The sequence below is a fragment of the Kiloniella laminariae DSM 19542 genome (assembly GCF_000374005.1).
Taxonomy (GTDB): Bacteria; Pseudomonadota; Alphaproteobacteria; order Kiloniellales; family Kiloniellaceae; genus Kiloniella; species Kiloniella laminariae.
Genome location: NZ_KB893167.1, coordinates 66,989 through 91,311 on the forward strand (window position 1 = coordinate 66,989; position 24,323 = coordinate 91,311).

The window sequence follows — 24,323 nt, forward strand, 5'->3', positions numbered from 1 at the left end:
CTAATCTTTAAAATTCAGTCTGGTTTATGGTTCGGCGCGTCTAGCCGACGCTGCCTTCCAGGCTGATACTCACCAGTTTCTGGGCTTCAACGGCAAATTCCATCGGCAGTTCCTGGAGCACTTCCCGGCAAAAGCCGTTCACAACCAAACCAACCGCGTCTTCTTCGGAAATTCCGCGCTGGCGGCAATAGAACAGCTGGTCTTCGCTGATTTTTGATGTCGTGGCTTCATGTTCGAGCCGGGCAGAACGGTTTTTACTTTCGATGTAGGGCACGGTATGGGCACCACAGGTGTCGCCGACCAGAAGGGAATCACACTGGGTGAAGTTACGTGCTCCTTCAGCCTTGGCACTTACCCGGACCAGACCGCGATAGGTGTTCTGGGATTTTCCGGCCGAGATCCCTTTCGAGATAATCCGCGAAGTGGTGTTTTTACCCAGATGGATCATCTTGGTGCCGGTATCTGCCTGCTGACGTCCATTGGTGATGGCAACAGAGTAGAACTCGCCGACAGAATTATCTCCCTGAAGAATACAGCTGGGGTATTTCCAGGTAATTGCCGAACCGGTTTCAACCTGGGTCCAGCTGATCTTGGAATTTTTTCCCCGGCAGATACCGCGTTTGGTGACAAAGTTATAAATCCCGCCTTTGCCTTCTGCATCACCAGGATACCAGTTCTGGACGGTCGAGTACTTGATTTCTGCATCATCCATGGTGACGAGTTCGACAACGGCTGCATGCAGCTGGTTTTCATCCCGCATCGGAGCGGTACAGCCTTCCAGATAACTCACGTAGGAGCCTTCGTCTGCAACAATTAGTGTGCGCTCAAACTGGCCGGTGTTGAGTTCGTTGATGCGGAAATAGGTCGACAGTTCCATGGGGCAGCGGACGCCTTTGGGAATGTAGACAAAGGACCCGTCGGTAAAGACAGCCGAGTTCAGGCAGGCATGTTTGTTGTCACCGTAGGGGACCACCGATCCCATGTATTTTTTAACCAGTTCTGGATATTCCTGAACCGCATCGGAGATCGAACAGAAAATAACGCCAACTTCCTTGAGTTGCTCGCGGAACGTCGTTGCCACAGAAACGGAATCAAAAACGTAATCGACTGCAACACCCGCCAGAACTTCCTGCTCGCGGATTGGAATGCCCAATTTTTCGTAAGTTTTTAAAAGCTCGGGGTCTACTTCGTCGAGACTTTGTGGACGGTCTTCGTTGCTTTTTGGAGCCGCATAATAGTAGGAGTCCTGGTAGTCAATTGGTGCATGCTGCAGTTTGCCCCAGGTTGGTTCCGGCATTGTCAGCCAGTGGCGATAGGCCTTCAAACGCCACTCCAGCAGCCATTCCGGTTCGTTTTTCTTTGCTGAGATAAAGCGCACAGTGTCTTCGCTCAACCCTTTGGGAGCCTTGTCGCTTTCTATATCAGTAACGAAACCGTATTTGTATTTCTCCATCTCAAGAGATTTGACCTGTTCGACGGTTTCTAATGTGGCTGCCATATCTAGTACTCTCCTACCGGAATGTGTTTCTTGCTTTCGGACCTGTCAGGCGTCGACAGTGCCCTTGGGTCTTGTTTCCGGTTTTTGTTTATCAATCATAAAACTGTTTTCGAAGTCGATCATGTCCGCCAGTGTGACGGTTTTCAGAGCTTCCGCGACAACACTGTTAACCCGGTTCCAGTTGCCCCGCATTGGGCAAAGGTTCTCAACTGTACAGTTGTCTGCTGCGCCATCAACACAGGCGGTCAAGGCAATCGGGCCTTCCATTGCCTGGAGAATATCAGCCACGGTAATGGCTGTAGCTTCCTGATGGCAAATATATCCGCCTCCGGCACCGCGCAGCGAAGTGATGAGTTCTTGTCTGGAGAGAAGGCCAAGAATCTTGGCAACAGTAGGCAGAGGCAATCCTGTCTCTTCGGATAATTGAAGCGCGGTGACAACACGCTCTTTTTTCCGTGACATCTGTCCAAGAACAACAACTGCATAATCCGTAAGCCGGGTAAGGCGAAACATGGTTTTTCTCCATACTGGACTAATTTAGTCCGATTTTTTAAATAGCTCAAAAATGCCAAATTGCAACTGCTTTTTTTCAATTTTTTCTGATTCAAGAAATCCTTCTAATGGACGGTAATTGCTGGAAATTGTCAGAAAAACCAATCTAGCCAAAAAGATAGAGGAAATTCATAATTTAATTTGCGACTATTTGTCGCCTATAAAATACATCTTTAGTTTGGTCGAAAAAGAGAAAAGAAAAACTCAAAGCTTAGAGGCAAGGAATTTGCTGTGGTATAGAGGACTCCTGTTTTCAGGATTGACCAGGGCTCGACAGGCCGTGTGTAAGAGGGTAAGTAACACTTAAATCACAGAGAAAATCATCGAGTTTCAGAAATTGTAGAAAAGGTAGGCCTCATGAACAAAAGCGTGCCCGCAAATGTTACCATAGTCGATCACCCGCTGGTGCAGGTCAAGCTGACCCAGATGCGCAGGAAAGAGACCATTTCTTCTGACTTTCGTCGCCTGCTCAAGGAAATCTCTCTTTTGCTGGCTTATGAGGTAACCCGTGATCTTGCCCTGACCGAGCGCGAGATCGAAACGCCGATTGAGCGTGCAATGTTTCCTGTGCTTCGCGATCGAGAGCCTTGTTTTATTTCCATTCTTCGTGCTGGAAACGGTATTTTGGATGGTATGATGGATCTCTTGCCTTCTGCACGTGTCGGGCATGTGGGGCTTTACCGGGACCATGAGACGCTTGAGGCTGTTGAATACTATTACAAGGTGCCTTCGGATATTGCTGATCGTGAGGTTATTGTTGTCGATCCGATGCTGGCGACGGGTCATACTGCTGTCGCAGCAATTGAAAGACTGAAAAAGGATGGTGCTAAAAATCTGAAATTCCTTTGCCTTCTGGCCGCACCGGAAGGAATTGCGGAATTCCATAAAGGCCATCCGGATGTGCCTGTTTTTACAGCATCAGTTGATAAAAAACTCAACGAGCACGGGTATATTGTACCAGGCTTGGGCGATGCCGGGGACCGTATTTACGGGACAAAATAACCGGTTCTGGTGTCTGTGTTTCAGGCAATAAATTTTTAGGGCTCCGCAATTTTCGGAGCCCTTTTTGTTCTGTTAAGTCAGAAGAGAAGAACAGTGTTTTATTGATAACTCTTCCAGATTTTCTGGTAGGTACCGTTATAGCGGATGACTCTCAATCCGTGATTGAAGTCTTCAAGCAGTTCATCGACATCTTCAAGTTTTTCTGAAAAACAAAGATAATAAGGCTGGCTGTTCAGCTCACGATACTGAACATTACCGGATTGAGCATTATCCGGGCTTCCCTGATGGGACATTGTATAGAGGACAATATCGCGATAGCTGTAGATGGCCTGTACACGCCCGTTTTGCAACATGGAGAGCAGTTGCTTGTCATCTGTGGCTTCCTGTACCTTGATGCCATGATCCAGGAGTTCCTGATGAGGGGCATAACCCCGTACAGCTGCGACGGTCAGTCCCCGAAGGTCTTTGAGGGAGTCAAATGCCCCCAACTCTGCTCCTTTGGCCAGGAAGACCCCCTGGCTGTGATTACCCAAAAGGTCGGAAAAGCGAAAGGTACCTTCCCGTTCGGGCAGATATGAACAGCCGCAAAGACCATCGGCCTGGCCGGTTTCAACCAGCTTAACAGAACGTTTCCAGGGGTAGAATGTCGTAATGACTTCGTGACCACTCTGCGCAAAAGCAGCGCGCATGACCTCGACATCAATCCCTTCTCGGCCTTGTTCAGCTGTTCCTATCTTGTAGGGAGCAAAGGGACTGCAGGCCATGTTGACAGGACGCTTGGTCTCTTGTGCTTGTTTGCAGAGGCAGAGAAATCAGAAAAAGAGCTGCAAATATCAGATTTTGCCATTTCACGGATGAGTAACTCGAAATACTATTCATAATATATCAAGTAAACGTCAAGAAACTTTATAAAATCTTACCTTTTGTGACGGGGATATTGTTATGTAATTCAATGAAGGGTTGATAGTTATTGTTGTTTAAGTGCAAGGATTTAAGTGAATATTCCATGTATTCGACAACAGGCAGGGTTACGGATGCTCCTGGCCTGTAACATTCTCGGTTGTGCGTTTGGAACTCATAGGGACTCTGCTTGCAAGATAGAGGATAACCAGGCCGCCGATTGAGGCGAATCCGGCCATGGCGAAAAAAGCATAGGTCGGCTGGATTTTATAGAGCCAGCTGGAGAGCAGCATGGCCATGCCCATCATAAGACCATTGGCAACCCCGGAATAGAGGCTTTGTGCCGAAGCGGACAAGCCTGCGGGGGCGTGCCGGGAAATAAAGGCCATTGCGCCGAGGTGGGTCGCGCCGAAAGTTAGGGCGTGCAGCAGCTGAAGGGCGATGATGATAACAAGACTCTCGCTGAGGCCAAGACCAACCCAGCGCAGCAAAGCTGCAGCAGCTCCTAGTGTGATGAGATGAAGAGAGCGGGCGCTTTTGAACAGCTTGTCACTGAAGGCAAAAAGCAGAATTTCAGCAACCACACCAATTGCCCAGAGAGTGCCGATCAGGCTTTCACTATAGCCAAGCGACTGCATATAGAGAGAGATAAAGGCATAGTAAGCGGCATGACTGCCGATAATCATACCGGCACCCAGGGTGAACAGCAGAAATTTTGGGTTCTTTAACAGAAGCTTGATGTTCTTATTGGCTGGTTCTACAGGCAGGCTAGGGAGTAACCAGCTGGCTCCGGCGACGCAGGCCAGAGAGATAAGAATGAACCAGAGCCGCCAGTCAACATCAACCCTCTCGAGTACATAACCGATAGCAAAGCTGGTGAGGATGAAGGCAAGAGAGCCCCAGAGTCTGATGCGGCCATAGTCCAGATTATGCAGCCGGACGGCGCGGAGAGTCTGGCTGTCACCAAGAGGAATCAGGGAGAGGTAGGTTGAAGCGGCACAGGCCTGCAAAACCAAAAAGGCAATAAAGCTGTTTGAAAAATAGAACCCGAGAAAACAGGCAGCGGAAACGAGTGCCGTTGCCGAAAGAATGGTTCTGTGCAGTCCGCTGCGATCTGAGAGATAGGCGATGCTCGGGGATGCAAGGATCTTGATCCAGGGGGCAATGGAGAGGATCAGGCCGATATCGGATTCTGAGATCCCCCGGCTTTTGAGCCAGAGCGGCCAGAAGGGCAGAACGATCCCCATCATCATGAAGACACAGATATAGAAAATAGAATAGGGGGTACCCAGATGGTGCTTCACTGTGACCTCGTGCTGATAGGGATCTGTCCGGAATTCTGGCTAGAGGTAGCTTACGAAGCTGGGCAGATGACCGGCGTTAAGGAAATACAACCTATCACCCAGGAAAGAGCTTGCAACTTTTTGTTGAAGGATGAGGGGGATAAAGAAGCAGTCGGGATGCAAAAAGGCGGCTGAAACAGCCGCCTTTGCAATCTTTATCCTGCCTAGGAATGTGGCAGATACAACAACTTCTCGGGTCAGGCTACTTTTGCTTCGCGAAGAATAAAAGCAGGGGTGTGATCACCGAAAGAGCTGGTCGGGTTACTTGGTTCAGAAGAGGGTTCTCTTTCGCCGATTGTCGCAGAGGGTTTTGCTCTTCTGCGGGATGCTGCCGGGGTTCTCCGGTCAGCAGCTGCAGAAGTTTTCCGTTCCGGACGCTCTGTTGTCGTGGTTTCGACCAGGGCAATCTCGGCCTTCTCTGGCTCGACAGCGGGTTTTTCCGAAGATGCTGCTCTTGCCGGGCGACGTGCAGGTCTTTCCCGGCCAGAGGGTTTCGCTGAATCAGAACGCGCCGGGCGCTTGCGCCGACGGCCTTTGTTGGCTTCAGCTTCCTCGTCAGTCCAGCTTTCGAAACCTTCGAGGCTCTCGACAGGGACGTCGCTGCCGATCATGTTGATCACATTCCGAAGCGATTTGTAATCTTCCATCATGGCCAGAGTGAAGGCCTTGCCCGCCCGACCAGCTCGACCGGTACGACCAATACGGTGGACATAGTCTTCGGCGTTGATCGGCACATCGAAGTTAAAGACGTGGGACACGGCCGGAATATCGAGACCGCGTGCAGCAACATCCGAGCAAACAAGAAGCTTGACCTTGCCATCGCGGAAGAGTTCAAGAGTTTCGGTCCGGGATGACTGCGCCATATCACCATGCAGGGCTGCAGCCGAGAAACCGTGAACGTTGAGCGATTTGTTCAGGATGTCGACGTCTTTTTTGCGGTTGCAGAAAAGAATGCCGGACAGGATATCGCCCTCGTCGCGCATCAACTTTCGCAAAGCGTCGCGTTTATCCTTGGAATCCCCGTTGATCTTGATGATCTTCTGTTCAACGGTTACGGCAGTTGATGCCGGTTTGGAGACAGAAATTTCTTTGGGATTGCTCAAGAATTTGTCAGAAAGTTTCTTGATTTCCGGGGCCATGGTCGCCGAGAAGAACAGGGTCTGGCGCAGCGGTGGCAACAGGGAAACAATTTTTTCGACATCGGGAATGAAGCCCATGTCGAGCATGCGATCTGCTTCGTCAATCACCAGAAGTTTGGTGTCGACCAGCATGATTTTGCCGCGTTCAAACAGATCAAGCAGGCGGCCCGGCGTGGCGATGAGAACATCAACCCCGCGTTCCAGCAGTTTGATCTGGTCGGCAAAAGACGATCCGCCAATCAGCAGAGCTTTGCTCAGCTTACTGTGCTTGCCGTAGTTTTCGAAGTTTTCCGAAATCTGGGCGGCAAGTTCGCGGGTTGGTGTCAGGATCAGAGAACGCGGCATTCTTGCCCGCGCCCGACCACTGGACAGCATTTCAATCATTGGCAGGGTGAAAGAAGCGGTTTTCCCGGTTCCTGTCTGGGCACAGCCCAAAACGTCACGACCCATCAATACGTAGGGGATAGCTTGTTCCTGGATAGGCGTAGGTGTCGTGTAGCCGACTTCCTCGATGGCCTGCAGGAGCTTTGGATTTAATCCAAGATCAGAAAAGCTCATGTATTCCTTAGCACGCAAGAGCGTTAGTCTATAAAAGCAACGGGAGAGGCAGGTAAACTGCGGAGATATTCCCGAAGCGACGTGCGCATAATACGTAAAGCTTTGAAAAAGTCAATTTCTGCTTTGATTTTCGGGTAAAATCTATTGTTAATCTATTATTCCAGAGCTTTCGGGCAGGAATTAAGTTTGTTTTCCCTGCGGGTAAGCTTTAAGGACAAAGAGGTAATTCAACAGCTGCAGGCGGAAGAAGAGATGCTGATTGACGCGCAAAAGGCCCTGGTTGTCGTGATCGATGTCCAGGAAAAACTGGTTCCGGCGATCCATGAGCTGGAGCCTTTGCTCAAGGCAAGTGAACTGGTGTTGAAAAGTGCCTGTGAGCTGAATGTGCCTGTACTGGTGACAGAACAGTACCCGCGCGGTCTGGGTCATACCATCGAACGGCTGAAGACTTACTATGCACCGGGGGATGTCTTTGAGAAAATGTCGTTCAGCTCGGTCGGCTGTAGCCCTTTTATGGCGCAGCTCAAACAGAGCGGGCGTCAGCAGGTGGTCATCATCGGCATAGAAGCCCATGTCTGCGTACAGCAGACGGTGCTGGAGCTGCTGGACGAGCGGTTTGACGTCTTTGTGGTGGCGGATGCTGTCGGATCACGTACGCCGGAAAACAAGCAGCTGGCGCTTGAGCGCATGATCCGCTCTGGTGCCGAGGTGGTTTCGGCCGAGATGGTTCTGTTTGAGCTGCTGCGCGAAGCGGGAACCCCTGAGTTCAAGACGCTTTCCCGACTGCTGAAGACAGATAAAAGCGAACTTTGAACAGCATGTCCGATAAAGAACGCCTTGTTTTCCTGCCCGGCCTACTGTGCAACCAGCGGCTCTGGCGGCCTCAGATCACCTTTCTGGGCGAGGATTACGTCTGTAACGTGCCGGATCTGACGCGGCAGGACAGCATTCCTGATCTGGCGCTTTCGGTGTTGCAGCAGATCCGGGGCAAGTTCAATCTGGTTGGCCTGTCCATGGGCGGCTACGTCGCGCTGGAGATACTACGGCAGGCCCCGGAGCGGGTAAAGCGACTGGCCCTGATTGATACCAAGGCACGGGCGGATACGCCTGAGCAGCAACGCCGTCGCCGCGGGCTGCTGGCGCTGGCGGGCAAAGGGCGTTTCAAGGGAGTGACTCCCCACCTGATGCCGCTGCTGATCCACCCCGACCGCATGGCGGATGAAAGCCTGACCGGGCCGATATACCAGATGGCCGAAGAGGTCGGGCAGGAAGCCTTTGTCCGTCAGCAGACCGCAATCCTGACGCGGGAAAGTCATCTGGATGTCCTGGCGAAAATCAAATGCCCGACCCAGATTATCTGTGGACGACAGGACCTGATTACCCCGCTGGACTGTGCCGAGGAAATACAGGCGGGGATTGCCGGATCAGAGCTGCTGGTTGTTGAAAATTGCGGCCATCTCGCCAATCTGGAAGCGCCCGATCTGGTCAATAAAACACTGAAAAGTTGGCTGAAAACATCTTGATGTTTTGAATTATATATTTCCTTTAATGGGCTGATAATAAAATATATTTATGTGTTATTGAGGGCCTGTTTCATTGACCAGATGCCCTTCGACAATATAACGCAAAGGGCCGGGTTCAAGCGCATCAAAGGGCCAGCAGGTCACCAGGGCAATCCGGCGTTCATAATCATCGCCATAGAGTGCCGAGGCATCCCATGGCGCGACACGCAACTGATCCACCGCATAGTCAAACTGTTGCCCCCGGTTGTTGGTCACGGTGATGATATCACCTTTGCTGACCTGTTCGAGATAGGCAAAATGGGTGTCGCGGTGCGCGGCAAAGATGGCGGTACCAAACTCGCCGGGGCTGGCCGAATTGCCAAGGTGACCGGGACCGAAAGCCAGGGCTTCACCGCTGCTGCCGTTTAGGACAATGGTCTTCCCGCTGGAGATCGCCGGGATCTCGATACTGGCAACCGGGAAGGTATCGGCCCAGGGCCAGGCCTTGGCCGGGCGACCTGAATGCAGGGTCTCGCTCCAGGCCTGTTGCAATAACAGCTGGGCCAATCCGGCCTTGGCCTTGATGTAGAGACCTTGCCCGAGCAGGGTAATGCCAATGAGGAAAGACCCCAGCAGCAGAAAATTCACTGCCTGTCGGCGGAGCAGACGGGGGAGATATTTAGACGACCAGAGGCTTTCCGCGCTATCTTTCTGGAGGTGCCGGGGAGGCTTCTTCATCAAGGAACCCCCGATCAAGAGCTTTCTCCTTCTCTGTTGTCACGGGCTCTGTTGTTTTGGTCTCTGACGTTCAGGCGATGACCGTTAACAACGTGGCTGATCGGGGCGTGGTCAAGGCGTTGACGAATCAGCCAGAACAGCAGGCTGAACATCAACAGCAGCAGGCCGATCAGCATTCTGGTCTCCGCATCGGTTGCCGTGGCGGGCAGGGGGATAGACTTTTTGCCACTGCTCTGGCTTGTCACGCGGGTGGGGCTGGTCGCAATCAGGGAGAGTGCGGCCTGATCATTTTCGAAGCCCCTTTGTTCGGCTTGACCCGGTTGTTGAGGTAAAGGACGGGTGCCTTGATCCGGGGTGCCCTTTTCCAGCGGGCCAAAGACCTTGTCAAAATCCCATCCTGCGGGCAGGTTCAGTGGAACTTCTGTGCTGCCAAGCTCTGCGTCTTGTGGGCGGCTGGGGGTTACGTCAACGGCGACCAGACTGGTCAGGCGGCTGATCAGGTGAAAATCCATCGCTGTGGTGGTGATGAGCTGATCCAGCTCTGCGGGATTGTTGCCAAGGAACATCTGACCTTCGTAATCGGCGATCTTCTTCCGGGCCCAAAGCTTGTCGATCCCGCTTGAAACCGTGGCCTGTGCCAGTGGCAGACGCACCGACCAGGGCTGATCGTTGAAACGGCCCGACAGCACCATAAAGTCTTCGGGCTGGCCTACATCAGGCTGGCCTGAAGGGGTGTCCGCTGGGCTGTTGTTCCCCGAAATTTCATCAGAGGGGGGCACTTTGCGTCTTGCAGCAATCACCAGCGGTTCACCGCTATAGAGATCGGGCAGGGTCGCGGGACTGAGTTCGTAGGTGGCTGAGCTTGCCTTTTTTCCTTCCCAAGTGAGGGCAAGATCGGTCATCACCGGGTTTTCCAGTTTGGTGAAGAGGGCGGCCATACGCTCGCGCACCTGTTGTTCTGAGCCGATATGGGTAAAGCTGCCTTTGCCCATTTCCGAAGCCCGGGCCATAAAGTGGCTGTTAGGGGCGGAACCAATGCCGACGGTAAAGATCCGCGAGCGGCCGCGTTGTTTGACGATGGTATCAAACATTTCCTGTTCGTTGCCGATCGCCCCGTCGGTCAGGAAAACCACCTGCCGCAGGATATCGCTGTTGCTGACATCACCATCCTGAAGGGCGGCTTTGAGCGCGGGCAGCATTTCGGTGCCGCCGTTGGCTTCGAGGCCAGAGACAAAACGCCGGGCCTGATCAAGGTTTGTCGCAGAGGCATCGACAGCCCCGTTAAAGAGCACATCATAGGTGTCGTCAAAGCGCACAACGTTAAAACGGTCCTGCGGGGCGAGCCTGTCCAGGGCAAAAAGCAGGCTGTCTTTGGCCTGGACCATGGAGGGACCCGCCATGGAGCCGGAATTATCAATGACAAAGATAATCTCGCGCGCAGGGTTGGCAAAGTCTTTGGCTTGCAGATCGACCAGCTTGGGCGGGGTGATAAAGGCGAGCAGGAAATCGCCCTTGTCTGTGTTCTGACTGAAGAGGGCGGCACGGGGGCTTGCCCCCTTGTCAGCCTGCCAGGTCAGCTCAAAATCCCGGTCTGCGGGCACGACGTCTTCGCTGAGTTTGATCCGGGTATCGTCAGGGCTGTCGTGATCAATGGTCACCGCGTGAAACGGGCTTCTGATTTCGCCCAGCGGAAAGCCTGCGGCCAGATGAACGCTCAGGTAAACCGGATTGCTTGGGGCAGAAACCCGGGGATCAAGCACGGGGGCCGTGATTGTGTCGCGATCGGGCACCGGATCTTTGCCTGTTGTGCTGTTTTGATCGTTTGCAGCCTCATCTGCTGTTTCAACGCTGCCCCACTGGCTTTTGTCGCCATTGTTTGGGTCGTTGTTAAAAGAGACAGTTTCGACCAAACGGGGTTTGGGATTGTAGCGCGGGGCCACCACCATGGGATAACGCAGCGAGAACTGCCCGTCAGACTGTTTGACAGTTTCCTGGTATTCGATCTGGACCACGATGATTTCACCGGGGCCGATATTGGCAACCGCATTGGTGAAAAGATTGGGGCGCTGCTGTTCCACCAGGGCGGTTTTTTTGCCTTCGCGTTTTGCTTCCTCATAGATCTGTCGGGCTTCTTCGCGGGGTTTGATCTGCCCTTCGATAAAGCGTGTACCGATCTGCATCTTCAGACTGTCCACAGCGGCCTGTTCGGGCAGGGGAAAGACATATTTGCCCTCGACCCAGCCATTGGTCGGATTGCGAAAGCGCTGGGTGACCTTGGTCCGGGCAATCGGGCCGTTGATATCAATCTCGACCGAGGTCGCCAGCTGCGGTGCCTCGACCATCAAACCCGGCTCGGTCCCCTGAAGCAGCAACGAGCCACGGGTGGATTCCCCCGCTTTCACCACAGCCGTTCCATTACTGGGTGCAACATTGGGGAGAGGGCTATTGGCCCAGCCAACCGAGGGAAAGGCAAAGCTGCTCGCCAGAGCCAGCGCAGAGAGCCATCTCCGGCTGTTTCGTCTGCAGAATCTGTCAGACAAGGAACGGGATACGAAAAGAAGCGAAGTTTTGCAGCGAGAGATACCCATGACACGGCCCTGTTGGTTTTGAATTTATTTTTTCAACAGGAGGATGTTGGGCGCACTTTATGCCCAAACCGAGGTCATTTATGACCAAAAAACGGCCATATCAGGGGGAGTTTGTGGGAGCCGCTATTGTCTGTTGTTGGTTATCTCTGCACTAAAACGGTACTTGTCTCAGCGTTTTAAATTTTCAAAATCCAACTTCACCTCAGGTGACGTAAAAACTAAAATAATATCCCGTCCACCAAGCATAGTAACAATCATTTCTACCCTGTTACCTTGGGCCTCTACATGTAATATCATGTCTATGATACCCAAATGAGATTCTAAGGATTGATATACTCCTATACCATACTGCTTACTTCGAGCATCTTTCCAATTACTGATAACAAGCTTACAAGGTTTTTCTATAGTCTCATTTTCATAAATATAATCATAGTACATTTCGATTACTTTAGCTTCTGAATCATAAAAAAATGCTTCAACTACATTATCTGCAAATTCGTATTTCAATAAATCATCAAACATTCTCTAGGTCTTTGTTTGGGTGCTATCGTCAGGGAGGATTTTTGCTATTGGAATAAAAAATGTTCAAAAAAATGATATCAGCTTTGTTTTTGATTTTCCTAGCGGCAGGATCTTTGTTGGTCTGGAAATGTTACTCGGAACAACCAGCCAATATAATCAAATCGGCTGTACCAATGTTGGATTTTACTGATCATGAGATACTTTACAGTAATAGAGATAAAGGTGTTTTTGGTGGAACAACAATTTATTTGATAAAAATATCAGATATTGAGTCTCAGGATATAATAAACAACTGTGAGAATTTGGGATTCACAAAACAAGTATATGACTATAAAGATTTTACTGATGATTTATGGAGTGATTTGAATAACACGAAAGAAAGCCTCGGCGTAGGTATGTTCCCTGCCTGTTTCCATTCATCGAGAACAAAGTTAGACCGGAGCTTTATAATTATTGATAGAGGATATATTTATTTTCAATCCTCTTATCTCTAACGGCATTTATATAAAATATAAATGATCTCAAATGTATTCGAAGTGCATGTTAGGAAAATGGACACTTCTATTAACGTGTTTTTGGCGGCTTGTTGGTCTGACGGGTGCTTTGATGTCGACAAGTGAACAGTTTAAAAAGGCTAAATGATTTCTATTATTGATTTAACCTCTTTAAGTAAATTCATCACCTCGGCCTGAGTCGCACCCATACGTGGATGGTAATCAAAATCATCTAGTCCATCAAAAGTTTCATTCAAAGCGTTGTTGATAATTATTAACTCTTCAAGAGAAACATTTATGATTATTCTACCATTATCTATCTTATCTAATTCCACAGTAATACCCATTATTTAAGATCATCAAAATACCCTTTACCTCTGGTTGGTTATCTATTTTTTATCAAAATATCTTTTTGAATATGGCCAATTTGTTCAATCCGACTTTAGGGATGAACACAAAAGAAATCATCATTTATTTGGAGATTTATATCTCTGGCGTTTGAAATTTCGTTTTAAATACAGAGAAGTTCACGCTAAATACTATTATTATTTTGCAAAATCTATGTTTGTATTTTTTCGCATCTCTGTTTTTGGTTTTATTGTTATCCCCTCGATTAAGAAAATATCATATTGATGATTTTGATAGAGGAAATGTGGACACGATTATGATGCGCTTTATGCCCAAACGAAGTTATTTATAACTAATAAAGCGGCAATCCTGGGGCGGTCCAGAGGCCGGAAAAATTGTTGAACTAAGGTTAGGTGATCGTCAGCCAATTACCGTTCCTGTACACGTCTTCAACACCTAATCAAAGTCATACTTCCTCACAATACCTTTCGAGTTCACCATAATTTCAATTAGCATATCAAGATCTAGCCGGAAGGGTTCATCTCTTGGAAACATCAAAACCTGAAGTACCCCTCGGTTATCGACAACGATATGAAATATTTCCTCCCCATTTTGATCCATTATCTCCAGGGCTGTACCTTCATATTCAATGTCCCCGGTTGTTAGGCAAGAATCGTATTTTTCAATGAGTAGAGAGCTCTCGATTATATCTTTATACTTTGTCATAAAACTCTTCCCCAGACTTTATCTGTACCTTCAATTCAGTCATGATCCCCACCCAATAGCGAAGTAAACCCCATTACATTATATGCCTGATAACCAATCTTATTCGGAAAAATTAAAGCAGAACGCCCAGTCCAACTGAAGTGATCCTAGAACTTGGCCCGAAAGTATTTGAGTGATTACAATTGGTTATGGTTTTATTGGTTTTCAACAACAAATGGATCTCACCATGGTTCGGACTGCAACCACTCGGCGAGATTATGATCGGCCTAATTGCGGTTGTGCAAGTGATTTGACTGATCCGGAATGGGATTTGATAAAGGGCTTCATGCCGTTTCCCTATTTCAGGGTCGTACTCGGACAACGGATTTACGTGAGGTGATGAATGGTATTCTTTATATTGCAACAACTGGATGCCAATGGGTGATACTTGCCCGCCTGAGAGTTTCAGTCACAGTCTGGAGGATAAAAAATCAACTCCAGGACCCGAAATGAAAACCATCCACGATCATCCCACCCCAAAAGATGCCGACGCCCGCAAGGCGGTCGCGTCCGTGATCTGTTATCCCAATACGACCTTGCCTGCCTTTGATACTGCGTTTTTTGATCGCGCGCGCGGGGATGGAACTGGTGGCCGAGACCTATATCCCGCCGCGGGATGCACGTTGTTTTGAGGTGTCTGCCGGGCACTTTGACCACATTGTCTCGATGCAGGTAGGAGATGTTTCCGACAAGATGCCCGATTAGTCTTTACTCAAAATCCAGCTCAGAGATTAAGCCTACTGGCTTGGCAAGATAATGGTAACCTGAAAGCCGTTATGGTTTTCAAGTTTGAGTTGACCATTGTGAATGCGAAGCACTGCGGCAACCAATGACAGTCCAAGGCCGTTACCCGGGAGATTCCTGCTTGATTCAACCCGATAAAAGCGTTCGAGAACGTTGGATTGTTCGTTTTCCGGTATTCCAGACCCGGCATCATGAATAACGATTTCTGCGCCCGTTTCGACAGCGGAGAGGGTAATTGTGATTGTGCTGTTGGCCGGGCCGTATTTGACGGCATTGTCGATCAGGTTGGTAAAACATTGGGTGATCAGGTCACGATCCCCTAGGATCTGGCCCGCAACAGACTGTCCACTTAGGGTATCCTTCAGGATAATGTTTTGCCCCTTGTCTTCGGCAAGGGGTTCATAGATTTCAATCGCGTCTTCGATCAGCGATCCCAGAGGCATGGGGGCAAAGTTTGTCTCAAGTTCTCCGGTTTCCAGTCTTGTGATGCTCAATAGAGCGGAAAAGGTAACGAGCAGCTGGTCGACTTCGGCGATTGCCGCCTCAACCAGTTTTCTGTTCTCGTCATTTTCAGTCAGGGGAACCAGGCGTTCAAGACGGCCATGCAATCTGGTCAAAGGGGTTCTTAGATCATGTGCGATGTTGTCGGTCACATGACGGATGCCATCCATCAGGGTTTCGATACGGTCAAGCATGGAGTTCAGGGTATGGCCCATGACGTCGATTTCATCGCTGGTCCGGGAGACGGGGATGCGTTTGGAAAAGCGCCCGAGCATGATTTCAGAACAGGTCGCACTGATGAGGGAGAGACGCTTTTTCAGGCCGCGATGAAGGATAACGCCGGCAATCGTCCCGCCACAGAGGCTCAAAAGCAGGGCGCCCAGAAAAACAATAAAAACCTGATCTTCGAGCTCTTCTTCCTTGGTCGTATCCAGGCCGAGCAATAGGTGATACTGCCCGCCGAGAGGCCTGCTTAAAAAACGGTACTCGAGAGGGGTTGTATGATCATCTTCAAGCTCGGTAAAACCTGCGGTTTTGGGCACCTTTTCAGGCCAGGCGGGGATGTTTCCCGAGAGCTTTCTATAAGTTTTATCGGTCAAGAGGTAGATCTTTGACGCTGAAAGCTCTTGCCTTGCCCGGCGATCAATCAGGGTCTGGAGCAAGGTTATTCCCCCCAGATCATAGACTTCGTTCAGATCATTGATTTTGGTCTGGAGGCGGCTGTCGATTTCCTTTTCCATGAAGTGTTCCGAAGTTTCTGAAACGATGCCCTCAAAAATGAAATTGATCAGAAAGAAGACCCCGCCAATACTCAGGGCGAATTTGAGGGAAAGGGAAAGACGGGGAAGCTTAATCTTCACGGATACAATACCCCGCGCCACGAATTGTATGAAGGAGTTCGACGTTAAAGCCTTTGTCGATTTTATTGCGCAGTCTGCTCATATGAACATCAATAACATTGGTCTGAGGAGCAAAGTTATAATCCCAGACCTGTTCAAGCAGGATCGTTCGCGTGACGACCTGTCCCGCATGTCGCATCAGGAATTCCAGTAATTTGTATTCTTTGGGCTTGAGGTCGATTGTTTTACCCGCGCGGGTGGCCTTGCGCGATAGCAGGTCAATGCGCAGGTCCCCGACCGTCAGTTCGGTTTCCCCGCCAGAGGGCAGGGTTCTTTTCAGCAGAACCTGTACCCGGGCAACCAACTCGGCGACAGAAAAGGGTTTGACCATATAGTCATCCCCCCCGGAATGCAGGCCGTCAATTCTGTGACGGACTTCACCCAATGCGGAAAGTAACAGAACCGGGGTGGTGATTTCGGTCGCCCGAAGCGTCCGCAAGAGCGACAGCCCGTCCTTGCCGGGAAGCATGCGATCGAGAATGATAATGTCGTAATTTTCGTTCGCGGCCATATAGAGACCTTCGCGGCCATCGTGAACGCTGTCGGTAACAAAGCCGGATTCAGCCAGAGCCTGGGAAACAAAATCAGCGACTTCGAGGTCATCTTCGATTATCAGCGCTCGCATTTCTTAAGGTCATTTCATAGCTGTCTGAGAGGGAATCCGGCCAGTAAGTCCAGACGGGTAAGTCCTCCTGATCGGTAAATCCGGACAAGAACCGCCTGGGTCCGTTTGTTATGCGCGGATAATAACACGGGGAAAAGATGAATAAACAACATGAACAAAAATTTAGAATTCAACCACATTGGGGATAGGTAGAATGCCTTAACTTCTCGCTCGAGATCAGGTTTCAGCAGATCAAGAGGGATGGTTAAGCGGTTATGATTAAAAAGCGGAAACTCAATAGACTGTTCACATTGTCGATTTTCTCGGTTTCCATTCTTTCCGTCGCAAATATATCGGGGGTGATCCCGGGCCCCGTTTCAGTGGAAAAGGTTATTGAAACACTGCGTGATGTGGGAACCTCAAGCTATCTAAACTTGAGCAAGCAGCCTTTTCTGGTGGGGGAGCTGTCGAGCAATTCCTTGTTTTTTGCCCGGAAACACCCGGACATCTTTCAAGATAACCAGGGTGTCCTTGAGATAAAACCCGGGGTACATGACATTGATTTCCCTATTAATCTTGATGGATCTTTGCTGATCCAGCCCGGAACAACCCTTAATTTTTCCGCCAACAGCTACCTTCTGGTCAGGGGGGCGTTGACGGCTCTGGGGTCATCAGATGCGCCTGTCGTTCTGCGGGGGCAGAAAGATCAGTTGTGGAAAGGAATATATGTTCATGATGCAGGTAATCTGTCTGAACTGGATCATGTGATTATTTCCGATACCACAGCGTTCGAAGACGGGTATCTGAAGTTAACCGGAGGGGTGACGTTTTATAAATCGGCCCTGAAAATCACAAACAGTGACTTTAAAAACTCCGTGGCTGAGGACGGGTTGAATATCATCAACTCTGAATTCTCGCTTGCGCACACGCGATTTGAAAACATGCGTTCGGACGCGCTGGACAGTGATTTCTCGCAGGGAAGTATCAACAACGGCGTGTTCCATACCATCGGTGGGGACGCGATTGATCTTTCGGGAACCAGAAGCTGGATCCAAAGCCCGCAGATTACTTCTGTGCACGACAAGGCGATTTCTGCGGGCGAAAACTCGACAGTGGATGTGATCGGCGGGTCTGTCAGATCTGTGGGGGTCGCGGCGGCGTCCAAAGACGGCAGTCTCGTGAAAATCAGCGAGACACGTATAGACGATGTCACCTTGTTTGGACTGATGACCTATATCAAGAAATCATCTTATAGCTTTCCCACCCTGGAAGCCCATAACCTTTTCTGGGGAGAAGGGAGCGCCGGACCTGCTGCGAACAACTGGATCCGGCAGGCAGGAACCGTTCTGACCGTAGATGGTCACAATGTTGTTGAGGAGACTGTTGATGTCAAGGCGCTCTATAAAGGGGCCGTGATGTCCAAATAATGCCCTGATGGTGAGCAGCTATCGGGACTTTGAGTGTTTTCTTGTGGGGGAGGTCTTGTGGTTGGCAGGGTGAGCAAACCAAACCCCGGTTTGGGGCAAATCCGTTTCTTGCCCGCGCTGAGAGTTTCCGTCACAGTCTGGAGGATAAAAAATCAACTCCAGGACCCGAAATGAAAACCATCCACGATCATCCCGCCCCAAAAGACGCCGACGCCCGCAAGGCGGTCGCGCCCGTGATCTGTTATCCCAATACGACCTTGCCTGCCTTTGATGCTGCGTTTTTTGATCGCGCGCGCGCGGGGATGGAACTGGTGGCCGAGACCTATATCCCGCCGCGGGATGCGCGTTGTTTTGAGGTACCTGCCGGGCATTTTGTCCGCATTGTCTCGATTGAAGGGCCGCAGGTCGGTGATCTGAATTTCTGGAACGCGCACGATCTGACCGAGCGGTTTTTCAGTGGCAAGACCCGGGCGCTGCACGGTACCCATATCAGTACCGGGGATCGGCTCTGGAGTACCTTGCCACATCTGCGTCCGCTGGCGACGGTGACCCGTGACACGCTGGACTGGTACGGCTTTGATGAATTTGGTGGCGGGGTACACGATGTGATCGGTACACGCTGTGACCCCTATACCAATGCGGTGCTGCAGGGGACGGATTATCACTATTGCTGTCATTCCAATCTGACCCGGGCGCTGGCGGCACATTGCAGCCTGCCGATGGATGAGGCGGAACTGCTGGTCCATGATGTGCTCAATGTCTTTATGTGTACCGGCTTTACCAAAGATACCCACCAGTACTTTATGAAAGCCAGTCCGGTGCGCCCGGGGGATTATCTGGAGTTCTTTGCCGAAACCGATCTGCTGGGCGGCATGTCGGCCTGTCCGGGCGGGGATTGCGGATCATCGCATTCGGGCGATGCCGCGGCCTGTTATCCCATGAAAGTTGAGGTCTACAAGCCGCAGGCCGGGACGCTGGAGGGCTGGAGCCCGTCGCGGCCTTCTCCCTATTCCGGGGGGCATGGCGTGGCCTAATATGGCCAGGTTTTTGCCAAAGGACAGAAGGGATCAAGAAAAGGGCGCTGGTTCTGTTGATCCCGTTTGTTCTGCGGGAGTGACGGGGTAGCGGAATTTCCATAAAAATGGCGGCTCACCATGTGGGCCGCCATTCGTTGTTTGGGCGTGTTTATGTCGGTTGTGGCATGACGCCCGGATTTTTCAACCCTGCCAGTGTGTGGTCTGGTTTTGTCTTGTTTGCCTTTATTGAGGTCCTATGAGGCCAAAAGTTCTTTTGTTGTGACAACCTGACAGAATTCGTTATGCAGATCAGACAAGGACATTGCATGGATCATGTCAGCAGTATAGACGGTGCCGTCTGGCCCCACACGGTCAAAGGTTGCACAGGCATCACCGACCAGACGCACATCGTAATCCATGTTACCCGCCATTCGGACCGTGGTTGAAACGCAATGATTGGTTGTCAGCCCGGAGATCACCAGTTGCGGGGCCTGAGCCCGACGTAAAAATCCATCGAGATCGCTGCCGACAAAGGCGCTGTTCTGGCGCTTTACAAAAACCGCTTCATCGCCAAACGGCGTTAGTTCGGCGATGATTTCGCCGCCGGGTTTTTCCTGTCGCAACAGGCTGTCAGGGTTGAGGCTGTGATGCAGGGCATGGGCGATGGGCCAGCCTTTGGTTCGCCAGTGGTTCAGCAGCGCGGCAGCTTGCTGTTCGGCGTTGGGGTTGTTGCGGTTTCCACCCCAATAGTCCCAATCCTTAAAGCCGTTTTGCCAATCGATGAGCAGGAGGACTGGCGGGTTCGTGTTTGGCATAGCTGGCATATCGGGGTTTCCTTAAGGTTATGAACGAAAGCAGGGGATCGACAAGTCTTGTGGGCGGTTGCCGGGTTGGGGAAAACGTTTGGTTGCAAGGCTCATCTTGTTGATTATGATCGGGGAAATAAGACCTTTGCTCAATATGGCGATCGCGCCATTGTTTTGCGTAAAGATGTCAGATCCACCAGGACAAGGTTCGATTCCGCATAATGGCCAAAAATCAGCTTGATGACCGCGATCAAAAAATACTGTCGATACTGTCAGCGGATGCCCGAACGACGATCAGTGAATTGGCCCGTAACATCAGCCTGTCGCCGACGGCGGTGCGTCAGCGGATTGCCCGGCTGGAACGCGATGGTGTGATCGAGGGCTACACCATTCGCACAGCCCGGCTGGAAACTGAAACTGCGATCAAGGCCGTGGTCATGCTGACCCTGACAGGGGCCTTTTGCAGCAAGATCAAGGCGGCCTTTGGCCATCTGCCAGAGATCCGAAAGTTCTGGTCAACAACAGGGGAGCTGGACGCCACCATGATCTTGCAGGTGCCAACGATCGAACGTCTGCAGGAAGTGACCGAGCAATTCAGTGCGCATGAACTGGTCAAGCGTGTCCAGACCCATGTGATTATCGCAACCCACATCGATCGCTGAACAGGGTACTGGTTGGGGAAGGCGGAAGGGAGGTTCTGGATTGCTTGAATTTTACCAGACAAGGGGATATAACAAGGAACAGAGATCAGTCCGACCTGTGTCGGATTGTTTTCACCGCTTCGTATAACCCCGATAATATGGTTCGGGGGTCTCTACCAGGATCCGATAAATTCTGATTACGAAGAGCAAAGCCCGTTAAGTGCTTTTCTCTTTGTATGGCTGAATGGTTTATGATTATTCCGGGTCCGGCAGACTGAAAAGCTCTTGATTTCGATCAACACAAGTTAAGAGCAATTCCATGAATACCTTTTCAACACAGAAATTTATCGAAAAACTTCCCAAGGTTGAACTGCATCTGCATCTCGAAGGCTCGCTGGAGCCCGAGCTGATGTTTGAGCTGGCAAAACGCAACGGGGTCGAGATCCCCTTTTCCTCGCCGGATGAGGTTCGCGCGGCCTATGATTTTCACAATCTGCAATCCTTCCTCGATATCTATTATCAAGGGGCCAATGTCCTGATCAACGAGCAGGATTTCTTTGACCTCACCTGGGCCTATCTGCTGCGCTGTCAGGCCGATAATGTGGTGCATGTCGAGGTGTTTTTTGACCCGCAGACCCATACGGACCGGGGCATTGCCTTTGATGTTGTGATCGGTGGCATTCACCGCGCGCTGGAGCAGGGGCGGCGCGAGCTGGGCATCACCAGCCAGCTGATCATGTGTTTCCTGCGCCATCTGGATGAGACGGCGGCACTGGCCACGCTGGAACAGGCGCTGCCGCATCGGGACAAGATCATCGGGGTCGGGCTGGATTCATCGGAAGTCGGGCATCCACCGGAAAAATTCCAACGGGTTTTTGCCCGGGCGCTCGAGCTTGGTTTCCTGACCGTGGCGCATGCCGGTGAAGAAGGCCCGGCCAGTAACATTCACGGTGCGCTGGAACTGCTGGGAGTAACGCGGATTGATCACGGGGTGCGCTGTGTCGATGATGCCGAACTGGTGCAAAAACTGATTGCCGATCGCACACCGCTGACGGTCTGTCCGCTGTCCAACACCCGGCTCAAGGTGTTTGAGCGGATGGAACAGCACAATATTGTCGCGCTGTTGCGGCAGGGGCTTTGTGTGACCATAAATTCCGATGATCCGGCCTATTTCGGCGGCTATATGAACGCCAATTTTCTTGCTGTTGCCGAGGCACACCCCATGAGCCACGCCGAGATCGCCCGCTTTACCCTGAACGCGATTGAAGCCAGTTTTATCTCGGCAGAAGAAAAAGCCCGGCTGGCAGGAATAACGAATGATTATCTCAAGAAACACGCTGCCTGAGGCAGGACAGGTCTGAGCAGTAAAAAATAGGGGCCCAAGATTTTGTCTCGGGCCTCTTGTTCTTGTCTGTACTTTTTGAACCTCTGAAAGAGGTCAGATATCAATGTTGGAAACGAATCTGGCGTTTTCCTGAATGAAATTAAAGCGCAGTTCCGGTTTTTTACCCATCAGACAGTTAACCCGGTCAGCGGCATCGCGCTGGCTTTCCGCCGGGTCAAAGTCATCGACATGATGGATCATCACGCGCAGCAGGGTGCGCTTGGCCGGATCCATGGTGGTTTCCTTGAGCTGGCGCGGCGGCATTTCGCCCAGACCCTTAAAGCGGCTGACGTCAATCTTGCCCCGGCCGGCAAAATGGGTTTTCTCCAGCCGCTCGCGGTCCTGGTCATCCATGGCATAGACGGTTTTGCTGCCCTGGGTCAGGCGATAGAGGGGGGGCATGGCCAGATAAAGATGCCCACTTTCGATCAGGCCCGGCATCTCCTGATAGAAGAAAGTCATGAGCAGCGAGGCAATATGCGCTCCGTCGACATCCGCATCAGTCATGATGATGACGCGCTCGTAACGCAGCTTGTCCTTATCGAACTGTCCCTTGGTGCCACAGCCCAGCGCCTGGATAATGTCGGCAATTTCCTGATTGGCCTTGATCTTGTCGGCGGTGGCCGAAGCCACGTTGAGGATCTTGCCACGCAGGGGCAGGATGGCCTGGGTCTTGCGATCTCGGGCCTGTTTGGCGGAACCACCCGCGGAATCGCCCTCGACCAGAAAGATTTCGGTGTCGTTTGACTTGCCGCTGCTGCAATCGGCGAGTTTGCCGGGCAGGCGAACCTTGCGCGTCGCGGTCTTGCGGCTGGTTTCCTTGTCCATGCGTCGGCGCAGACGTTCTTCGGAGCGTTCGATAATCCGTTCGAGAAGAACGCGCGAGCTTTCAGGATTGCTGGAGAGCCAGAGATCAAAGTGATCCTTGATTGAGGTCTCAACCAGCTTTGCCGCCAAAGGTGTGGCCAGACGATCCTTGGTCTGTCCCTGGAACTGGGGATTACGGATAAAGGTCGAGAGCACGGCAATAGAACCATTCACGAGGTCATCTGCAGTGATCTGGGCGGCTTTCTTGTTACCAGTCAGTTCGCCATAAGCCTTGAGCCCTCGCAACAGGCCGCTGCGCATGCCGCTTTCGTGGCTGCCACCATCGTGGGTCGGAATAGTGTTGCAGTAGGAATTGACAAAACCTTCTTCATCCCGTGGCCAGCAGACGGCCCATTCGACCCGACCTTCGTTGTCAGGGAAGGCGGCTTCACCAGCAAAGCTGTCAGCGGTAATCGCAGTACGATTGCCCAGCTCGCCCGTGATGAAGTCCTTCAGTCCGTTGGGGAAATGAATGGTTTCATTCGAAGGGGTTTTTGTGCCTTCAACCAATGCCGGATCACAGGTCCAGCGGATCTGGACACCGCGGTAGAGATAGGCTTTGGAACGGGCCATCTTGAAGAGACGGGCCGGGCGGAAATGGCTGCCTTCCTCAAAGATCTCTTCATCCGGGTGGAAGGTAATGCTGGTCCCGCGACGGTTGTTGGTATTGCCGATCAGCTCCAGTTTGGTCACGGGGTGACCCCGACTGTAGTCCTGCTTGAAAACCTTGCGGTCGCGGGCGACCTCGACCGACATGGCATCAGAAAGGGCGTTAACCACTGATATTCCGACGCCGTGCAGGCCACCAGAGGTCGCATAGGCATTCTGGGTGAACTTGGCCCCGGAATGCAGGGTCGTCAGGATTACTTCCAGCGCCGACTTGTCTTTGTATTTTGGATGCGGATCAACCGGAATACCCCGACCGTTGTCGCGGATGGTGATCACGTTGTCCGCAGCAAGTTCGATGTCGATTCGGGTTGCATGCCCGGCGACCGCTTCATCCATGGAGTTGTCGAGCACCTCGGCGGCAAGGTGATGCATCGCGCGTTCATCGTTGCCGCCGATATACATACCGGGGCGATGGCGAACGGGCTCTAGTCCTTCGAGGACCTCGATATCCTTGGCTGAGTATTCAACGGGGGAATCGGTCTGAGGGGCGGATTGAAATAGATCTGACATGGGGCGCATTATGTGGTGACCGCAAAAGGAAGGCAAGATGCTCTTGCTGGGGAGCGTTTATTTATTCTGGCAAGATTCGCGACCTTGATTAAAGGGGAATGACCCTGGATTTCAGGCCCAAATCTGTTCAAGATCGTTTGAGGGGATTGAGCTAATTTTTAGTGAAATTTGTTTGATGCTCCGTCTGTCTTTGGCCCTTTTGTGGGTGGTTTGATTTAAGAGTTTGTTCAATGTAATTTTCCCCCGGTTTGACCTTTGGCTTTGAGCGGGTAGTGTTGTGAAGTCCTCAAGGCTGGATAAACCAGC

General features: G+C 51.3%; 23 protein-coding genes and 1 riboswitch. Of the genes, 9 read left to right on the forward strand and 14 right to left on the reverse strand.

Going from position 1 to position 24,323, the window contains the following annotated elements; genetic code table 11:
- Nucleotides 1–40: 40 nt before the first annotated feature.
- On the reverse strand, nt 41–1,498 hold the full coding sequence (gene sufB, locus B152_RS0116830; protein WP_020593606.1) for a Fe-S cluster assembly protein SufB: 1,458 nt from the start codon (nt 1,496–1,498) through the stop codon (nt 41–43).
- A 45-nt stretch (nt 1,499–1,543) separates the two neighbouring features.
- Nucleotides 1,544–2,011, reverse strand: a complete 468-nt coding sequence (locus B152_RS0116835; RefSeq protein WP_020593607.1) for an SUF system Fe-S cluster assembly regulator — start codon at nt 2,009–2,011, stop codon at nt 1,544–1,546.
- 396 nt (nt 2,012–2,407) lie between these two features.
- Here B152_RS0116835 and upp point away from each other — a divergent pair, with 396 nt between their 5' ends.
- Nucleotides 2,408–3,052, forward strand: a complete 645-nt coding sequence (gene upp / locus B152_RS0116840; RefSeq protein ID WP_020593608.1) for a uracil phosphoribosyltransferase — start codon at nt 2,408–2,410, stop codon at nt 3,050–3,052.
- Nucleotides 3,053–3,150: 98 nt separating this feature from the next.
- Here upp and B152_RS0116845 read toward each other — a convergent pair whose 3' ends face one another.
- From B152_RS0116845 to B152_RS0116860, 3 genes are all read right to left on the reverse strand, one after another.
- Nucleotides 3,151–3,816 carry a substrate-binding periplasmic protein gene (locus B152_RS0116845; RefSeq protein WP_020593609.1) on the reverse strand — a complete coding sequence of 222 codons (666 nt, stop codon included), beginning with the start codon at nt 3,814–3,816 and terminating at the stop codon, nt 3,151–3,153.
- Between the two features lie 264 nt (nt 3,817–4,080).
- Nucleotides 4,081–5,256 carry an MFS transporter gene (locus B152_RS0116850; protein ID WP_020593610.1) on the reverse strand — a complete coding sequence of 392 codons (1,176 nt, stop codon included), beginning with the start codon at nt 5,254–5,256 and terminating at the stop codon, nt 4,081–4,083.
- 236 nt (nt 5,257–5,492) lie between these two features.
- The gene (locus tag B152_RS0116860; RefSeq protein WP_020593612.1) at nt 5,493–6,992 is read right to left on the reverse strand and encodes a DEAD/DEAH box helicase; all 1,500 of its coding nucleotides are present in this window, start codon (nt 6,990–6,992) and stop codon (nt 5,493–5,495) included.
- Nucleotides 6,993–7,178: 186 nt separating this feature from the next.
- On the opposite strand from B152_RS0116860, the gene B152_RS0116865 reads away from it, so the two are divergent.
- Nucleotides 7,179–7,805: a hydrolase gene (locus B152_RS0116865; protein ID WP_020593613.1), complete on the forward strand. Its 627-nt coding sequence runs from the start codon at nt 7,179–7,181 to the stop codon at nt 7,803–7,805.
- A 5-nt stretch (nt 7,806–7,810) separates the two neighbouring features.
- Nucleotides 7,811–8,515, forward strand: coding sequence for an alpha/beta fold hydrolase (locus B152_RS0116870; RefSeq protein WP_020593614.1), 705 nt, complete (start codon nt 7,811–7,813; stop codon nt 8,513–8,515).
- 54 nt (nt 8,516–8,569) lie between these two features.
- Here the strand turns inward: B152_RS0116870 and B152_RS0116875 are convergent, their stop codons facing one another.
- The 3 genes from B152_RS0116875 to B152_RS0116885 form a co-directional block, all read right to left on the reverse strand.
- A complete protein-coding gene (locus B152_RS0116875; RefSeq protein ID WP_157231145.1) occupies nt 8,570–9,232 on the reverse strand; it encodes a class GN sortase in 663 nt (220 codons plus the stop codon).
- A gap of 14 nt (nt 9,233–9,246) precedes the next feature.
- Nucleotides 9,247–11,820, reverse strand: a complete 2,574-nt coding sequence (locus B152_RS0116880) for a marine proteobacterial sortase target protein (protein WP_020593616.1) — start codon at nt 11,818–11,820, stop codon at nt 9,247–9,249.
- A gap of 168 nt (nt 11,821–11,988) precedes the next feature.
- Entirely contained in the window at nt 11,989–12,342 is a 354-nt protein-coding gene (locus tag B152_RS0116885; protein ID WP_020593617.1) for a hypothetical protein, read from the reverse strand.
- Nucleotides 12,343–12,401: 59 nt separating this feature from the next.
- Here B152_RS0116885 and B152_RS0116890 point away from each other — a divergent pair, with 59 nt between their 5' ends.
- Nucleotides 12,402–12,836, forward strand: a complete 435-nt coding sequence (locus B152_RS0116890) for a hypothetical protein (protein ID WP_020593618.1) — start codon at nt 12,402–12,404, stop codon at nt 12,834–12,836.
- Nucleotides 12,837–12,976: 140 nt separating this feature from the next.
- On the opposite strand, the gene B152_RS0116895 is transcribed toward B152_RS0116890, so the two are convergent.
- Nucleotides 12,977–13,183: a hypothetical protein gene (locus B152_RS0116895; RefSeq protein WP_020593619.1), complete on the reverse strand. Its 207-nt coding sequence runs from the start codon at nt 13,181–13,183 to the stop codon at nt 12,977–12,979.
- Nucleotides 13,184–13,640: 457 nt separating this feature from the next.
- Nucleotides 13,641–13,910 carry a hypothetical protein gene (locus tag B152_RS0116900; protein ID WP_020593620.1) on the reverse strand — a complete coding sequence of 90 codons (270 nt, stop codon included), beginning with the start codon at nt 13,908–13,910 and terminating at the stop codon, nt 13,641–13,643.
- A gap of 303 nt (nt 13,911–14,213) precedes the next feature.
- On the opposite strand from B152_RS0116900, the gene B152_RS26660 reads away from it, so the two are divergent.
- A complete protein-coding gene (locus B152_RS26660) occupies nt 14,214–14,402 on the forward strand; it encodes a transposase (RefSeq protein WP_083921926.1) in 189 nt (62 codons plus the stop codon).
- Between the two features lie 284 nt (nt 14,403–14,686).
- Here B152_RS26660 and B152_RS24175 read toward each other — a convergent pair whose 3' ends face one another.
- Complete coding sequence (locus B152_RS24175) at nt 14,687–16,054, reverse strand: sensor histidine kinase (RefSeq protein ID WP_020593622.1); 1,368 nt, start codon at nt 16,052–16,054, stop codon at nt 14,687–14,689.
- A complete protein-coding gene (locus tag B152_RS0116915; protein ID WP_020593623.1) occupies nt 16,044–16,718 on the reverse strand; it encodes a winged helix-turn-helix domain-containing protein in 675 nt (224 codons plus the stop codon). Before B152_RS0116915 ends, B152_RS24175 begins: the two co-directional genes overlap by 11 nt.
- Nucleotides 16,719–17,077: 359 nt before the next feature.
- Between B152_RS0116915 and B152_RS0116920 the strand changes: the two genes are divergently transcribed.
- Nucleotides 17,078–18,124 (forward strand): hypothetical protein, encoded by a 1,047-nt coding sequence (locus tag B152_RS0116920; protein ID WP_211212232.1) that lies wholly within the window; start codon nt 17,078–17,080, stop codon nt 18,122–18,124.
- A 170-nt stretch (nt 18,125–18,294) separates the two neighbouring features.
- Nucleotides 18,295–19,158 carry an urea carboxylase-associated family protein gene (locus tag B152_RS0116925; protein WP_020593625.1) on the forward strand — a complete coding sequence of 288 codons (864 nt, stop codon included), beginning with the start codon at nt 18,295–18,297 and terminating at the stop codon, nt 19,156–19,158.
- Between the two features lie 236 nt (nt 19,159–19,394).
- Here the strand turns inward: B152_RS0116925 and B152_RS0116930 are convergent, their stop codons facing one another.
- Nucleotides 19,395–19,964 (reverse strand): cysteine hydrolase family protein, encoded by a 570-nt coding sequence (locus tag B152_RS0116930; protein ID WP_020593627.1) that lies wholly within the window; start codon nt 19,962–19,964, stop codon nt 19,395–19,397.
- Between the two features lie 203 nt (nt 19,965–20,167).
- On the opposite strand from B152_RS0116930, the gene B152_RS0116940 reads away from it, so the two are divergent.
- Both B152_RS0116940 and B152_RS0116945 read left to right on the forward strand, forming a co-directional pair.
- Nucleotides 20,168–20,608, forward strand: coding sequence for an Lrp/AsnC family transcriptional regulator (locus B152_RS0116940; protein ID WP_020593629.1), 441 nt, complete (start codon nt 20,168–20,170; stop codon nt 20,606–20,608).
- A 99-nt stretch (nt 20,609–20,707) separates the two neighbouring features.
- Nucleotides 20,708–20,807, forward strand: a riboswitch (purine riboswitch).
- A 99-nt stretch (nt 20,808–20,906) separates the two neighbouring features.
- Nucleotides 20,907–21,932, forward strand: a complete 1,026-nt coding sequence (locus B152_RS0116945; RefSeq protein ID WP_020593630.1) for an adenosine deaminase — start codon at nt 20,907–20,909, stop codon at nt 21,930–21,932.
- Between the two features lie 93 nt (nt 21,933–22,025).
- Here B152_RS0116945 and parE read toward each other — a convergent pair whose 3' ends face one another.
- Nucleotides 22,026–24,017 carry a DNA topoisomerase IV subunit B gene (gene parE / locus B152_RS0116950; protein ID WP_026261657.1) on the reverse strand — a complete coding sequence of 664 codons (1,992 nt, stop codon included), beginning with the start codon at nt 24,015–24,017 and terminating at the stop codon, nt 22,026–22,028.
- Between the last annotated feature and the right edge of the window lie 306 nt (nt 24,018–24,323).